Source organism: Actinoplanes missouriensis 431 (genome assembly GCF_000284295.1).
GTDB lineage: Bacteria > Actinomycetota > Actinomycetes > Mycobacteriales > Micromonosporaceae > Actinoplanes > Actinoplanes missouriensis.
This window is the reverse complement of sequence record NC_017093.1, coordinates 3,319,180-3,333,783: the sequence shown is the minus strand read 5'-3', so window position 1 is coordinate 3,333,783 and position 14,604 is coordinate 3,319,180. Positions and strand designations below refer to the sequence as shown.

Sequence of the window (14,604 nt, the reverse complement as noted above, 5' to 3'; positions counted from 1 at the left end):
ACTGCCGCCCGGAAACGCCGCCACCATCCGTCGCCCTACTGCTGCTTCGGGCGTTTTGACGTGTGACCTCACTCGCCGCCGGAGGCCGGCACGGCATCCGGCTTCCTAGACTCCGCGGGTGTGGGGGTCGAACCAGGGACAGCGCTGCCCGGCCGCGCGCGGGAACTGGCGGACCTGACTGCCGCCGTCGACGCCGCCGCACGCGGACCGGTCGCCGTGCTGCTCCGCGGCCAGGCCGGCATCGGCAAGACCGCGTTGCTGGACGCCGCGGTGGCACACGCCCGGCTGCGCGGACATCGATGCGTGCAGGTGCAGGGCGCGGAGCCGCTGCTGACCACGCACGGCATCGACCCGACCGGGCTGCCCGAGCACCTGCGCGGCGCGCCGGCCGCGCCGGATCTACGCCCGGCGGCGGTGACCGCGCTGGTCGTCGCCCTGGAACAGCTGGCCCGGGACCGGCCGGCCCTGATCGTCGCCGACGACGCCGACCGGGCCGACGACACCTGGATGCGGCTGCTCACCACGGCCCTGCAGAGCAGCTCGGCGCGGGTCGCGCTGCTGATCGGGGCGCGCGACGAGCGGTACCTGCCGTGGGTGTCGCCGGGCATCGTCCGGTACGAGATCGGCCCGCTCCCGGAGGACGCGGCGGCCCGGCTGCTCGGCGCGTCACCGTCCCGGCGTACCGGTGATCTGCGCCGGGCCGCGGGCAATCCGCTGGCCCTCCGGCTCCTCCGCGAGCCCGCCACCGCGCTGCCGCCGGAGTTCTCCCGCCGCGTCCAGGCGCTGCCGGAGACGACCCGGTGGCTGCTGGCGCACGCCGCGGTGGCCGGCGACGACGAGCGCATCACGACGCTGACCCGGGCGGCCGGCGCGTCCCCCGATCTGCGCGACTGGGCGCCCGCCGAGCGGGCCGGACTGGTCGTCGTCCGGGACGGGCACGTGCGGTTCCCGCATCCGCTGATCCGGATGGCCGCCGTGGCGGGGTACCCGGCCGAGCAGATCGCCCGGGCCCATCGCGAGCTCGCCGCCACCACCGGCGACGCGTTCCGCCGGGCCGAGCATCTCGCGCACGCCGCCACCGGGCCGGACGAGACCGTGGCCGCCGCGCTGGAGGACGCCGCCGCCGGCGCGATCCGCCGCACCGACTACCCGGCGGCGACCCGCGCTCTGCAGCTCGCGGCCGAGCTGAGCCCGGACGGTGCGGACGCGGCGTCACGGTACGCCCGGGCGGTCTTCGCCGCGCACCGCAGCGGCGAGCCGGAGTGGGCGCTCGACCTCTATGACCGGGCCCTGTCCCTGACCCGTGACCCGGACGTCACCGGGGTCGCCGCGTGCGGGGCCGGTTTCGCGCTGCTGCACCTGGCCCAGCCGTGGGAGGCGTTCGAGGTGACCGCGCGGGCGGCCCGCCGCGGGCCCGCGGACACCCAGGTGGCGCTCACGACGGTGGTGGTGGCGGCCGCCGCAGCGCTGCTGTCCGGCGCGCCCGCCCACCGCGAGCAGTTGCCCGGCCTGCTGGCGCTCGCCGGCAGCGGCGCCGGGGGCCCGCTGGGTGAGAGCATGATCCCGTGCGCCGAGGCCGGCCTGGCCCGCGCCGCGATCCGCGCGATGAGTGACCCGGCCGGCTACGCCCGTACGGCGAGCAGCCCGCAGCCGGCCGGCAAGGGACCGGCCGACCTGACCCGCACGCTGTTCGCCGGCACGATCGCCTTCCTGCTCGACGACTCGCTCACGGCCGCCACCGAGCTGCGCGCCGCCTGGGAGCTGGGCGTCAACTTCGGCGCGCCGGGATCCACGCTGGCCTCGTTCCCGCTGCTGGTGACGGCGCTGATCGACGGCGGGAAGTGGTCCGACGCCGAGCGGCTGCTGGACGTGGCCGCCCAGCGGGCGACGGCGGTCCGCTCCCCGTACCTGTCGATCGTGGTGCCGGCGCTGCGCGCGGCGCTGCGGGCCCTGCGCGGGGACGGGCCCGCGCCGCCCGTCGCCGGCCTGCCCACCCTGCCCGGCACCTCGCTCAGCGACAGCCTGCGGGAACGCGCGGCCGGACTGACCGCGCTGAGCGCCGGCGACCACGCCCGCGCCTACGCGCACTTCCGCCGCCTGTTCGACGAGGACGGCGATCCGCGGCACTACTTCCTGGGCCCCCGGTCCCTGCCCCAGCTGGCGCTGAGCGCGGCCGGCGCCGGTCACGCCGAGCAGGCCCGCCGGATCCTCGACAGGTGCCGTCGCGCCGCCGGGGACGCGCCGGGCTCCCGGATGGTGATGCTGCTGGCCCACGCGGCCGCCCTGCTCGATGAGACTCCCGCCGCCGAGCAGTGGTTCCAGAAGGCGATCGAGGACACCCAGCGGGCGTTGCACTGGCCGCTGGAGTACGCGGAGGCGCAACTCGCGTTCGGACTGTGGCTGCGCACCCGGCGTCGCGGCCAGCTCGCGCGGGCGCACCTGCTGCCGGCGCGCGACACCTTCCTGCGGCTCGGCGCGCACGCCCATGCCGAGCAGGCCGGCAAGGCCCTGCCGCCGGAGCAGCCGTCCGCCGGGCAGACCGCGAACCCGCTGGACGCGCTGACGCCCCACCAGCGCATGGTCGCCGAACTGGTCGCCGCCGGACTGACGAACAAGCAGATCGCCGAGCGGCTGCACCTGTCGCCGCGCACCGTGGCCTCGCATCTCTACCGGCTCTATCCGGAGCTGGGCGTGCGCAACCGCCATCAGCTGCGCACGCTGCTCGACGGCGGGGGTGTGTGACGATGGATCCGATCCTGCTGGGCCGCGACGCTGAGCTGGCCCGGCTCGCCGCGCTGCCGCCGAGCGGCCTGCTGGTGGTCACCGGCGACCGCGGCTGCGGTAAGTCCGCCCTGCTCAGCGCCGCGGCACGGCAGGCCGCCGGGTCCGGGCGCCGGGTGATCACCGGGCACGGCGCCGAGACCGCCGCGCTGTGGCCGCTGCCGCTCCTGCTCGCCCTGCGCGACGATCTCGCCGCGGCGCCGCCCGCGGTCAGCGGTCCGGCCATGACCTTCCTGGGTCTCGCGCCGGGCGGTCCGCCGCCGGCTCACGACCGGATCAACACCATCGTAGGTACGGTCGTCGCCGCGGCCGCCCGACACCGGCCGATCACGATCGTGGTCGACGACGCGTGCCACCTAAGCGCGTGAGCAAAGGTTCTGCGCGTAACGGTCTCGGCTGGGACTTGCTCAGTTAGAGGTACATAGCGACAGAAAAACCTCGTCGTGGGTTCGGATCAGGTTTCCACACAAGACCGAAACCCCCGACGAGGTCACGACCAGTATGCGCCCTGCGCACATCTACGCCCGGATGCCGGCCGAGCAACACACCGAACTGATTACCGCCCTGCACGGCCCGTGGCGGACGGCGACCCGCATGGTCATCGTCGTGCTGTCCGCCGCAGGCTGGCCGGCTAGCGAGATCGCCGATCTGCTGCACTACGACCCCGCCACCGTCCGGCGATGGATCGCCCGACACCAGCACGAAGGTTTGGCCGGGCTACCCGACCGGCCTCGCAGCGGACGACCCCGCAAAGGCAGCCGCCGCCTCGGCGAACGCATCCACCGGCTGCTCCTGACTCCGAAGGCCTGGACCACAGCCCGGCTCTGGCGTGCTCTGGGCCGCCCACAGCTCAGCCTGTCCACGCTGCGCCGCCGCATCCGCGAACAAGCCCGCTGGTGCCGGCCCCGGCTGATCGCCAAAAGCGACCCCGACCACGATCAGAAATGCGCGGACATCCGCGACCGCATCGCCGCCCTTCCGGCAGGGTCAGTCGTCCTCGCAGAAGACGAAACCCACCTCGACCTGCTGCCTCGCATCCGCGCCTGCTGGATGCCGGCCGGGATCCGCCACCGGATCCTGACTCCCGGCACCAACCTGCGCCGCACCATGCACGGCGCGATCAACCTGGCCACCGGCACCTGGCATCACCACGTCAGCGTCAAGAACGTCTCCGTGGTGTTCTGCTACTTCCTGCAACAACTGCTCGACGCCTACCCAGACGCACCCGTGGTGGCCGTGATCTGCGACAACGGCACCACCCACCACAGCGGCATCACGAAACGCTGGCTGACCGAACACCCACGCCTGCAGGTGATCGAAGGCGCCAAATACAGCCCTCAGGACAACCCGGTCGAACGAATCTGGGCAGCCCTGAAACGCAAGATCGCGAACACCGCACCCGCCACGATGGCCGACCGCGTCCGCCAAGCCCACGCGTTCTTTCGCTACCGCACCGACGCCGACAACCTCACCACCACAGCACCCTGGACCTCACCGTGGCTCCCCGAGGGTTACGGACAGAACCTTTGGCCAGGCGCTTAGACGACGACGCGCTGACCACGCTGGTGGGCCTGTCCGCGCTGCCCGCGGTCACGGTCATCGTCGCGGCCCGCGCGCCGCTGCCGGCCGCGCTCCGAGGTCAGCCCCGGCTCGAGCTGGCGCCGCTGCCGCCCGCCGACGCGGTCCGGCTGCTCGACGCCGGCGCCCCGCATCTGACCGCCGGCGTCCGCGCGTCGATCCTGCACCGCGCGCAGGGCAATCCGGCCGCGCTGCTCGAACTGGCCGCTCCCGACGTGCCCTCGGGCAGTCTGCTGTCGGCGTTCGCCGCCGCTCTCGGATCGCTGACCGAGCGGGAGCGGACGATGCTGCTGCACCTGGCGGCGGCCGGTCGCCCGGTCGATCCCGCGCTGCTGCCGGTCACCGGCGTCCCGGACCCGGACCCAGCCCTTGCCCCGGCCCCGGCCCCGGCCCAGGCCCAGGCCCAGGCCCAGGCCCAGGCCCAGGCCCCGGCGAGTCTCGTCCGGCACACTCCGGAGGGCCTGGCGTTCGTGCATCCGCTGGCTGCGGAGGCCGTTCTCCGGACCGCCACCGCCGGCACGCTCCGGCGGGCGCATCAGCGGCTCGCGGCGACCGTCGCCGCGTACCCCGAATGGCAGGCCCTGCACCTGGCCGCCGCCGACCCGCATCCCGGCGAGACGATCGCGGCCCGGCTGGAAGCCGCCGCGAGCGTCTTCCGCGACCGTGGCGACCGCTACCGCGCGGCCGACGCGATGCGGCAGGCCGCCGACCTCTCCCCCGACCCGACGAGCGCCGCACGCCGGCTCACCCGGGCCATCGCCGACGCCCGTGACCTGCGCGACGCCACTTGGGCGGCCGACCTGCACGCCCGGGTCTGGAACCTCACCGGCGACCCCGACGTGCTGGCCGAGGCCACCCGTCCGGCGGCCACCGCCCTGCTCTACGCCGACCGCCAGCACCAGGCGTACGGAATGATCATGGCGGCGCACCGGGCCGGACCCGCCACCGATCCGGCCGCCGCCCTGATTCTCGCCATGATCGCGACGGGGGTGGCCGACTCGACCGGCGACGACGACCATCGGCAGGGCCTGACCGCCCTGCTCGCGGCCGCCGAACCGGTGCCGGAGCCGTCGATCGCCGCTTACGTCCGCGAGCTCATCGACCCGGGCGCCCACCCGGGCCGCGATCTCTGCGACACCGCCGTCGTCCCGGCGCCGGACACCGAGCTGGACCCACGGACCTGGCACCGGCTGACCGAACTCGGCATGATCGCCTGGTTCGAGGACCACAGCGAGCTCGCCGCCCGGCTGCTGCTGCGGGCGATCGGCGACACTCCCCCGCCGCTTCCCGCGCCCACCTTCCACACCCTCCCAGCCCTGACCGGCACGCTGATCGACATCGGGGACTGGGCGCGCGCCGACGTCTTCGCCGACGAGCGCTGGGCGGCCGGCTGGCCGATGATGCGGGCCAACCTCGCCGCCGTCCGCGCCCAGCTGCTCGCCCTGCGGGGGCACGGCGACGACGCGCTGCGGCTGGCCCGGACCACCTGGCAGGGGCTCGACGTGCACGGCAACCGGGCCGCCCACATCCGCCTGCTCCGGGCGGCGGCCCTGGCGGCGGCGGCCGGCGGCGGCCACGACGACGCGTACCGGTACCTGCGCTCGATGTTCGACCGGGACGGCCGGCCCCTGCATCCGCATCTCTCCCCGCGCTGCGTCGCCGAGTTCACGGTCGCGGCGGTGCGCGGCGGCCACCACGACGCCGCGGGTCTCGTCGTGGAGCAGGTCCGGCGGACCGCAGGCGCCGAGCCCAGCGCCCGGATGCGGATCCTGCTGCGCCTCAGCGATGCCCTGCTCGGCGACTCCGAGGCGGACTTCCGGGCCGCGGTCACCGATCCCGCCGCGCCGCGGTGGCCGTACGAGCACGCGTACGCGAACCTGCAGTACGGCCTCTGGCTGCGCCGCAACCGCAGCCCGCGGGAGGCACGGACCCTGCTGGCCCGCGCCGCCGCCGACTTCACCCGGCTCGGAGCGCCCGGCCCGGCCGCGATCGCCGAACGCGAGATCGCCGTCGGCGCGCAGCCGGCCACCGCCGCGCGGCATGCGGTGGCGACCCACCTCACCACCCAGGAACGGCAGGTGGCGGAGCTCGCGGCGCAGGGCCTGAGCAACCGGGCGATAGCGGACCGCCTGCTGATCTCGGCGCGGACCGTGAACACCCACCTGACCAGGGTCTATCGCAAGGCCGGCCTGGAGGGCCGGCACCAGTTGTGGTCGGCGTTCAGCTGAGGTCGCCCTCGGCGGCGGATCCGGCGAACAGGGCGGTGGCCAGCTCGTGCCGGCCCCGGATGCCCATCTTGCGGTAGATCCGCGACAGGTGCGTGCTCACCGTCCGGACCGACAGGAACAGTTGCTCGGCGATGGCCCGGTTGACCAGCCCGCGGGCGGCCAGCTCCGCCACCTGGCGCTCCTGAGTGGTCAGCGCGTCGACGTCGAACCCGCCGTCCCGCTGGTGCGGCCGGGCGCCCACCACGATCTCGTGCTCGGCCGCGCCGGCGTCCGCCGCGCCCAGCGCCGTGAAGATGTACGCCGCATGCGCGAGCAGCGCCTTCGCCTCCCGCGGGCTACGGTGGCGGCGCAGCCAGAACCCGTAGTGCAGGTGCGCCACGGCGTGCTCGTAGGGCCACTCCGGCCCGGCCGGGTCGTAGGCGGCCAGCCGGAAGTGCTCCTCGGCCCGGTCCGGCCCGGCCAGCATCGCCTCACTCAGGTGCAGCAGGATGCTCATCCGTGCCCCGGGCTGCGGCCCGGCGGTCTCGCGGACCCGGTCGACGACCATCCGGGCCTGCTCGTCGCGGCCGCAGCGGACGGCCGCGACGACGAAGTCGGCCACGCAGCGCGACGACAGGTACGGATGCAACGGCCGCCCGTTCACGTCGAACATCGACCGCAGGTACCGGTACCCGTCGTCGTGGTCGCCGTTGCCGATCGAGGCCAGCCCGGCGGCGCGCAGCAGCCGCACGTGCGCCGGCAGATTCGCCCGCAGATCGAGTTGCTGCCAGGTCTGCCGGGCCAGGGTCAGCGCCTGCTCGTTCTCGCCGCGCAGGGCGTGCAGCTGGGCGCGCAGCGACGCGAACCCGAGCTCCACCGCCGGCATGCCGTGTGCCAGCCGCGGACTGGCGCACACGTCGGCGAGCCGCCAGTCCCCGATGTCGATGAGCGCGCTCGCCCGGGAGAGCAGCAGGCCGAGCGTCGGCGACGACTGCCGGACGATCAGATCCCCGGCGACGTCGTCGGCCAGGGCGTGCTGCAGCGCCCGCACCGCGAGCCGGCAGTGGTCCTCCAGCCAGGCCAGCATCCCGAGATGGGCCATCCGCGAACGCGCCTCCGGGCTCAGCGGCGTGCCGGCCGGCGGCAGGCTCGCCGCGGCGCAGATCTCCCGGCCGGGATGCGCGTGCGGGTCGATCAGGGTGCGCACCAGCGCGGCCGCGACCTGGTCGGGGGCCGGCTCGGCGGCGCCCAGCATCGGCCCCAGCCCGGTAAGGTGCTCCTCGTCGCAGGTCAGCCACGCGATCAGGGCGGCGGCCACGGTCAGCTGCAGCGCGTGGCGCCGGTCGGCCGGACGGCCGGCGTGGTGGACGGCGAGGACGATGCCGTACGCGTCGTGGTACCGGCCGGCCCAGAGCATGGCCGTGGCGGCGGGGGCGGCGGCCACGGCGAGGACGTCCGGGTCGTCGGTCAGGTGCCAGATCCGCGCGTGCAGCTCCGCCACCCAGGCGCTGTCGCGCAGGTCACGCGCGTCGATGATGGCCTGGGTGAGGCGGCGGGCCGCGCTCTGCCGCGACGGCGACCGCAGGCTGGCCTCATGCATGGCGACGCCGGCCGCGTACCTGTCGCCCCGCCCGCGGAAGATGGCCGCCGCGGTCTCCAGGGCCGCCGCGGTCTCCTCATTGGCGTCCGGCTCGGCCGCGGCGCGTTGCAGGGCCTGGTGCTCCGGGTGGCCGGTGAGCGCCACCGCGAGGTCCCGGTGGGTGCGCAGGCGCAGGTAGGCGGGCGCCGACCGGTAGGCGGCCTCGGCGACGAGCGGATGGGCGAAGGCCACATCATCTCCGGTACAGGTGATCAGCCCGGCCCGCAGCGCCGGATACCACGCGGCATCAGTGCCGGCATCGGTGCCGCCGTCGCGGTGGCCGCCGGCGTCCAGCAGGTCCAGATGTGCCGGGCCGAGGGCGGCGCCGCGCAGCAGCCGGGCGCGGGTGTCGCCGGGCAGCCCGGCCAAGGCCTCGACGTACTCGGCGAGCAGGCCCTCGGGCGGAGGACTGACCACGCCGAGCTCCAGCAGCGCGGCCGGGTTGCCGCCGGCCCGGTGCAGCACCCGGGTCCGCGCGGCGGCGGTCAGCGTGGGCCGCCGGTCGGCGAGCAGCCGTTCCGCGGCGTCGCCCGGCAGCGGGTTCAGCACGATGACCGGCATGCCGGTGAGGGCCGGCGGGATCGGCATCCGGCTGGTCACCAGCACGGCGGTCCCGGGCGCCGCCGAGAGCCGTGACAGCAGGCCCGCGAACGCGTCGCCGGCGTCGTGCAGGTCGTCGGCGACGATCAGCAGCGGCGACCGGGCGGCGATCGCCGGGAACGCCGCCGCGACGAGCGACGGCAGGTCGCCGTCGGCCGGCGGCGTTCCCGGCGCGAGGCCGAGCAGCGCCAGCGCCGGTTCGCTGATGGCAGGCTCCAGCGCGACGAGGTCGTGACGCACGGCGAGCAGCATCTGCCGCATCGGGTCGAAAGCGGCGTGCTCCCGGTGCTGAACCCGCACCAGCCGGCGCCCGCGAGGGCCGACTGCCCGGGTCGTTCCGGCGCTGAGCAGCGCGGACTTGCCGGAACCGCGGTCACCGGTGATGACGAGCGTGCCGCAGCAGGCGGAGTCGGCGCCGAGGAACTGTTCGATCCGGGCCAGTTCGGTGTCGCGCCCGATCAGCTGGTGGCCGGGCGGCGAGGACGTGACGGGGTGCATCGGTCAGCTTTCGTGATCTGTTCAGTGGGAGGCCGATTCGTGGCCGGTGGAGGTGCCCGCGCCGCCGATCAGCGCGCGGAGCTGGTACCGGTTGCCGACGCCGATCTCGGCGTAGATCCGGTACAGGTGGGAGCCGACGGTGCGGGGCGACAGGTAGAGGCGACCGGCGATCTCCCGGTTGCTCATGCCTCCGGCGGCCATCCGCGCGATCATCTGCTTCTGCGCGGTCAGCGCCGTGAACGCGGCCGGCTCCGGCGCCGCCTCCCCGGCCGGCCGCAGCCCGGCGGGCAGCGTGCGGGCGGCCTGGTCGGCGTGCGCGTGGGCGCCCAGCCGCAGGAACGTGTCCCGCGCCGCGAGCAGGTGCGGGCGGGCGACCCGCCAGCGACGCCGGGTGCGCAGCCAGATGCCGTAGTTCAGCTGCGCCTCGGCGTACTCCAGCGGCCAGCGCAGCATCCGCTCCGGGTCCTCGACGGCACGCTGGAAGTGGGTCTCCGCGTCCTCGGAGTCGTCGAGCAGCGCGGCAGCGTGCGCGAACAGCATGGTCAGCCGGGACGTCGGCGCCGGGCCGGCGGCGCGGCGGCAGCGGTGCAGCGCCCGCTGCGCCTCCGCGGTCCGCCCGGTTCGCGCCGCGGTGAGGGCCAGTTGCGGCAGCGACCGGGGCCCGAGCAGGTAGTGCCGCGGTTCGCCGTCCTCGTCGAACATCCTGCGGAAATGCAGATACGCCCGGTCGTGGTCGCCGTCGGCCAGCGCGGCGAGCCCGGCCGCCCGCTGGATGACGTTGTCGACCATGCTGCTGCCCGGCAGCATCGGCAGGTCACCGGCGACCGGGGCCGGGCCGTCGTGGCGCAGCGCGCGCAGCATCATCCGCAGCGCGGGCACGACGGTCACCAACAGCGGCACGTGACGGACCACGGCCAGGTCCTCGGCCTGGTCCAGCAGATCGTCCACGCCGGACCAGATCCCGGCGTCGATCATCGCCATGATCATGAACTGGAACGTGATGAACGTGGTGCCGGCGCCACCGAACCGCGCGCCGGCGTCCCAGACCGCCCGCAGATCGGTGGCCGCCCGCGCGGAGTCGTCCAGCAGGAACGCGACGGTGCCCGTACAGATCATCCGGACCAGCTCGGACGGTCCGGTGCCGACCGGCACCGGGCAGCGGCCGGTGTAACCGGCCGGGTCGGCGACGAGCCGGACCGCGGCCCGGACCACCGCGTCGTCCAGCGGCGGCATCATCGGCTGCGGCGCCTCGGCGGGCCCGCCGTCGCCGTCCCGCTCCTCGATCAGCGCCAGCAGCCCGAGAAGCTGCCCGCGGTGTGCGGCGGCGCCGGACTGCAAGGCGGCCGACGCGGCGGCGAACACCGCCGACAGCACCAGCCGGTCGTCGTCCGGCCTGCGCAGCAGCGCCCGGGAGGCGACCTCGAAGGCCTGCCACGGCTCGGCCAGCTGCAACAGCGAGAACGCGGCGCCGCTGGCCGCCGCGCCGGCCGAGTCCGGGTCGGCGGCGGTCCGGGTGACCCGCTCGTACAGTTCGATCGCCCAGCCGGGGTGGCCGCTGCGGTAGGCGGCGTAGACGGCCCGCGCGTACCGGCGGGCCGCGTCGGTGTCCCGCACGCTGCGCTCGGCCGCCGCCTGCAGCGCGTCGGCCGCCGCGAAGTAGTCGGTCCGGGCCACGGCGGCGTCGGCGGCCTCGATCAGCGTGGCGGCGACGGCCTCGTCCGGTCCGGTGCTCGACTCGGCCAGGTGCAGGACCCGCCCGGTCGCCGCGGCCAGCGCCCGATGGGCCCGCACCACGTCGTTCGGGCCACGACCGGCCGCCCACGCCGCCCGCACGAACGGATTCGGGAAGTGCACCCGCCCATCCCGTACGGTGATCAGCCCGGCCCTCTCGGCCGGCGCCCAGTCCCGCAGGTCCCCGGCACCCTCGGCCACCGCGGTGAGCATCCCGATCTGCTCGGCGTCCTCGGTGAGCGCCGCGTGCAGCAACAGCCAGCGGGTCGCGGCCGGAAGGCCCCGAACCCGATCGGCGAACTCCGCCGGGATCGGCTCACCCGCGCCGGCGAACACCCGCAGGGCCAGCGGGTTGCCCCGTGCCCGGCGCAGCACGTCCAGCCGCCGCCGGGCCGGCACGGTCACCGGCAGGGCGTCGAGCAGCCGGGCGGCGGCCTGCTCGGCGAGCGGCCGGATCCGGTAGCGGCGCACACCGGGCGCGGTCACTCCCGCCAGCCTGTCGTCGCGCACGGCCAGCAGCAGCGCGACACGCTCCCCGGAGCCGTGCGCCACCACGTGCCCGAGCAGCCGCAGCGACTCGCCGTCGACCCGGTCAGCGTCGTCGACCAGGATCAGGATCGGGCAGTCACGGGACAGCTCCTCGAGGGCGAGCAGCACCGCGCTGACCACGGCCGGCGCATCCGCGAGGTCACCGGGCGGCGCGGGCGCCCAGAGCACCGCGAGCGGCTCCCGCAGCGGGCGCGGCAGATCGGCGGGTCCCCCGCATCGCGGATCGAGCAGCGCCTGCACCAGCGCGAACGGCCGTTTCCCGGTGACGCCGAGCGTCAGAGCCCGGTGGCCACGGCGGCGGGCGCGCGCGGTGGCGGCGTTCAGCAGAGCGGTCTTGCCGATGCCGGCGTCACCGTGCACGAGCATGGCGGACGGTCCCCGCTCAGCGGCATCGACGACGGCGGCGATGTCAGCCAGCTCACGCTCCCGGCCGATCAACGTCACGACGAACTCTCCTCAGACAACACGCCCCGGACCGACCGGGCGCTCCCCGAGCCACGAGTCTGCCGCCGTTGTCAGCCGCCGCCGTCTGCCTAAGTACTGCACCGGACCACGACGCCGGTCACCGCTTGACGGTGTAGTGCAGGTGCAGGACGCGGTCGCCCTGGACCACCGTGTCCGGGTCGTCGAGCAGCACCGTGCCGGTGTGGCTGCCGAAGAAGCGCACCCCCTCGCCGAGGACCACCGGGGCGACGTCCATCGCCACCTCGTCGACCAGGCCCGCCGCGAACACCTGGCCGCCGACGTCGCCGGCGGGCACGCAGACCAGGCCGTCCCGGGCGAGCTCCGCCGCGAGCTCGATGGCGGCCTCGACCGAGCCGGCGGGGTGGAACGGGGCGTCGGGGAATCGGGCCAGCCACTCCTCGGGCAGCGGCCGGTGGGTGACGACGACCACGTGCTCCCCCGCGGCCGGGACACCCTGCCAGCCGTCGGTGATGTCGAACAGGTGACGGCCGATCACCGTGCAGCGGATCGCGTCCCAGAACGGCGTCACGTAATCGGCGGAGGCGCGGCTCACCCGGAAGGACCATTTCTCGTTCGCGTGAATCGTCACGTCGCCGTTGCCGTACCAGTCGAAGAGCGGCCCGACCGAATCGTCGGGATACGCGATGTATCCGTCCACCGAAACCACCGCTTGCATGATGACTCGTGCCATGGGGTGCGCTCCTCGATGTCGGTCCGGTGCGGGGCCGTCGCTAGTATCCACAGACAGTTCGACCACTGGAGCGTCGATGACATACCCGCCGCCTGTCGACCCCTTCGAGACGCCGCAGCACACGCAGCCGCTCTTCGAACAGCCCGACTACGGCCGGCCCGGCGCCCAGCCCGGCCCGCATCAGGCCGGTCCGCATCAAGCCGGCCCGGCTCATCCCGGTTACCTTCCGCCGACGTACCCGATGGCGCCGGTCCCGCCGCCCCCGCCTCCGCCGGCCCGGTCGCGGACCGCGGCGATCGTCCTGCTGTCGGTGGCGATCGCGCTGGTCCTGCTCGTCGGCGGCGGCACCGTCTCCTATCTGGCCGGCAAGAAGCTGAACAGCAAGGACGGCACGGCGCAGCGGGAGAGCACCGCCCCGAGCCCGTCGGTGGAGAGCGCCGCCCCGAGCGCGTCGGTGGCCCGCCCCGAGGACACGATCACGATCAGCGAGCCGGACACGCTGAACGGCCACGACAAGATCGAGGCGGAGGAGCTGTCCTCGCTCACCCGGGACCTGGAGAAGGAGGTGGAGGGCTATCCGGGCGCGGACAACGCGTTCGGCGCCGCCTACGGCGCGCTGGGCGAGAAGAAGCTGATCGCCGCGCTCGCGGCCGAGGTCGACATCGACGACCCGCAGGGGATGCTCGACACGATGTTCCAGTCGTTCAGCGGGGAGAGCCAGCTCACCGGGGTCTCCCCCGCCAGCACGGGCGCGCTCGGCGGTGTGGCGCAGTGCGGCGACAGCGTCATCGGCAAGGAGAACGTGGCGCTCTGCGGCTGGGCCGACGAGGGCAGCGTCGGCATGTTCCTGTTCTTCTACGAGACCGCGGTCGACGTGAAGGGCGATTTCCCGGACATGCGCGCAGAGATCGAGACGAAGGGCTGAGCCACCCGGAAGCCGGTGTTGCCGGTGGAGCTGTCCGGGGTGTTCTGGTTGCGGGCGGCCACCCGGTAACGGTTGCAGTAGGACTCGTGGCACAGGTACGAGCCACCGCGGATCACCCTGGCCGTGCCGGTCGGCGGGCCGGCCGGGTCGGCGCGCGGCCCGTCCCGGTGGTACGCCGGGCTGAACCAGTCCGAGCACCACTCCCACACGTTGCCGGCCATGTCGTACAGGCCGTACCCGTTCGGCTGGTACGACCGTACCGGCGCCGTTCCGGGCGAACCCGTGTGGCGGCCGGGGAACGTACCCTCCCAGATGTTGCACCGGCCCTGCGGCGGCTCGTCCCCCCACGGGAACCGCGCCTGCTCCAGGCCACCGCGGGCGGCGAACTCCCACTCCGCCTCGGTCGGCAGCCGCACGCCGGCCCAGCGGCAGTAGGCGACGGCGTCGGTGTGCGCCACGTGCACCACCGGATGGTCCGCCCGATCGCCGACGGCCGACTGCGGGCCTTCGGGATGCCGCCAGTCGGCGCCTTCCACCTGCCGCCACCACGGCGCCGCCCGCACCCCGCGGGTGGGCGGGAAGTCGTCGGGCAGCAGGCCGGCGAAGACGAACGACCAGCCGGCCCGCTCCGCCTCGGTCGCGTACCCGGTGTCGGCGACGAACTCGGCGAACCGCGCGTTCGTCACCGCGACCGGGGCGATCCGGAACGGGCTGACGGTGACCGCGCGCACCGGCCCCTCGCCGTCGGCCGGGAAGCCGTCCGCGTCATCGGTCCCCATCAGGAAACGCCCGCCGCCGAGTTCGATCATGTCCCCGGTGTCCGGCCGGCCGGGTGTCAGAACCACGGTCCGCGGTACGGCCGACGCACCTCCCGCGCGTGCCGGCGAGCAGCATGCCCCCGGTTCCGGCTCGGTCATGGGATGCTCCTCATGCCCGGCAG

At 74.8% G+C, this 14,604-nt stretch carries 9 protein-coding genes; 5 read left to right on the top strand and 4 right to left on the bottom strand.

Going from position 1 to position 14,604, the window contains the following annotated elements:
- The first annotated feature begins 120 nt into the window (after positions 1-120).
- The 4 genes from AMIS_RS15590 to AMIS_RS15575 all read left to right on the top strand — a co-directional run bounded on the left by AMIS_RS15590 (position 121) and on the right by AMIS_RS15575 (position 6,587).
- The gene (locus tag AMIS_RS15590; RefSeq protein WP_014443287.1) at positions 121-2,742 is read left to right on the top strand and encodes a helix-turn-helix transcriptional regulator; all 2,622 of its coding nucleotides are present in this window, start codon (positions 121-123) and stop codon (positions 2,740-2,742) included.
- A gap of 2 nt (positions 2,743-2,744) precedes the next feature.
- Positions 2,745-3,149, top strand: coding sequence for an ATP-binding protein (locus AMIS_RS15585; protein WP_041829807.1), 405 nt, complete (start codon positions 2,745-2,747; stop codon positions 3,147-3,149).
- Positions 3,150-3,282: 133 nt separating this feature from the next.
- Positions 3,283-4,323, top strand: coding sequence for an IS630 family transposase (locus AMIS_RS15580; RefSeq protein WP_014443285.1), 1,041 nt, complete (start codon positions 3,283-3,285; stop codon positions 4,321-4,323).
- A complete protein-coding gene (locus AMIS_RS15575; RefSeq protein ID WP_157434880.1) occupies positions 4,308-6,587 on the top strand; it encodes a helix-turn-helix domain-containing protein in 2,280 nt (759 codons plus the stop codon). The genes AMIS_RS15580 and AMIS_RS15575 overlap by 16 nt, the downstream gene beginning before the upstream one ends.
- On the opposite strand, the gene AMIS_RS15570 is transcribed toward AMIS_RS15575, so the two are convergent.
- The 3 genes from AMIS_RS15570 to AMIS_RS15560 form a co-directional block, all read right to left on the bottom strand.
- Complete coding sequence (locus AMIS_RS15570) at positions 6,580-9,303, bottom strand: helix-turn-helix transcriptional regulator (RefSeq protein ID WP_014443283.1); 2,724 nt, start codon at positions 9,301-9,303, stop codon at positions 6,580-6,582. The genes AMIS_RS15575 and AMIS_RS15570 overlap by 8 nt on opposite strands.
- 21 nt (positions 9,304-9,324) lie before the next feature.
- On the bottom strand, positions 9,325-12,027 hold the full coding sequence (locus tag AMIS_RS15565) for a helix-turn-helix transcriptional regulator (RefSeq protein WP_014443282.1): 2,703 nt from the start codon (positions 12,025-12,027) through the stop codon (positions 9,325-9,327).
- Between the two features lie 118 nt (positions 12,028-12,145).
- Positions 12,146-12,739 carry a dihydrofolate reductase family protein gene (locus AMIS_RS15560; RefSeq protein ID WP_014443281.1) on the bottom strand — a complete coding sequence of 198 codons (594 nt, stop codon included), beginning with the start codon at positions 12,737-12,739 and terminating at the stop codon, positions 12,146-12,148.
- A 76-nt stretch (positions 12,740-12,815) separates the two neighbouring features.
- Between AMIS_RS15560 and AMIS_RS15555 the strand changes: the two genes are divergently transcribed.
- Positions 12,816-13,664 carry a hypothetical protein gene (locus tag AMIS_RS15555; RefSeq protein ID WP_041829805.1) on the top strand — a complete coding sequence of 283 codons (849 nt, stop codon included), beginning with the start codon at positions 12,816-12,818 and terminating at the stop codon, positions 13,662-13,664.
- On the opposite strand, the gene AMIS_RS15550 is transcribed toward AMIS_RS15555, so the two are convergent.
- Complete coding sequence (locus AMIS_RS15550; RefSeq protein WP_014443279.1) at positions 13,595-14,581, bottom strand: formylglycine-generating enzyme family protein; 987 nt, start codon at positions 14,579-14,581, stop codon at positions 13,595-13,597. The genes AMIS_RS15555 and AMIS_RS15550 overlap by 70 nt on opposite strands.
- Between the last annotated feature and the right edge of the window lie 23 nt (positions 14,582-14,604).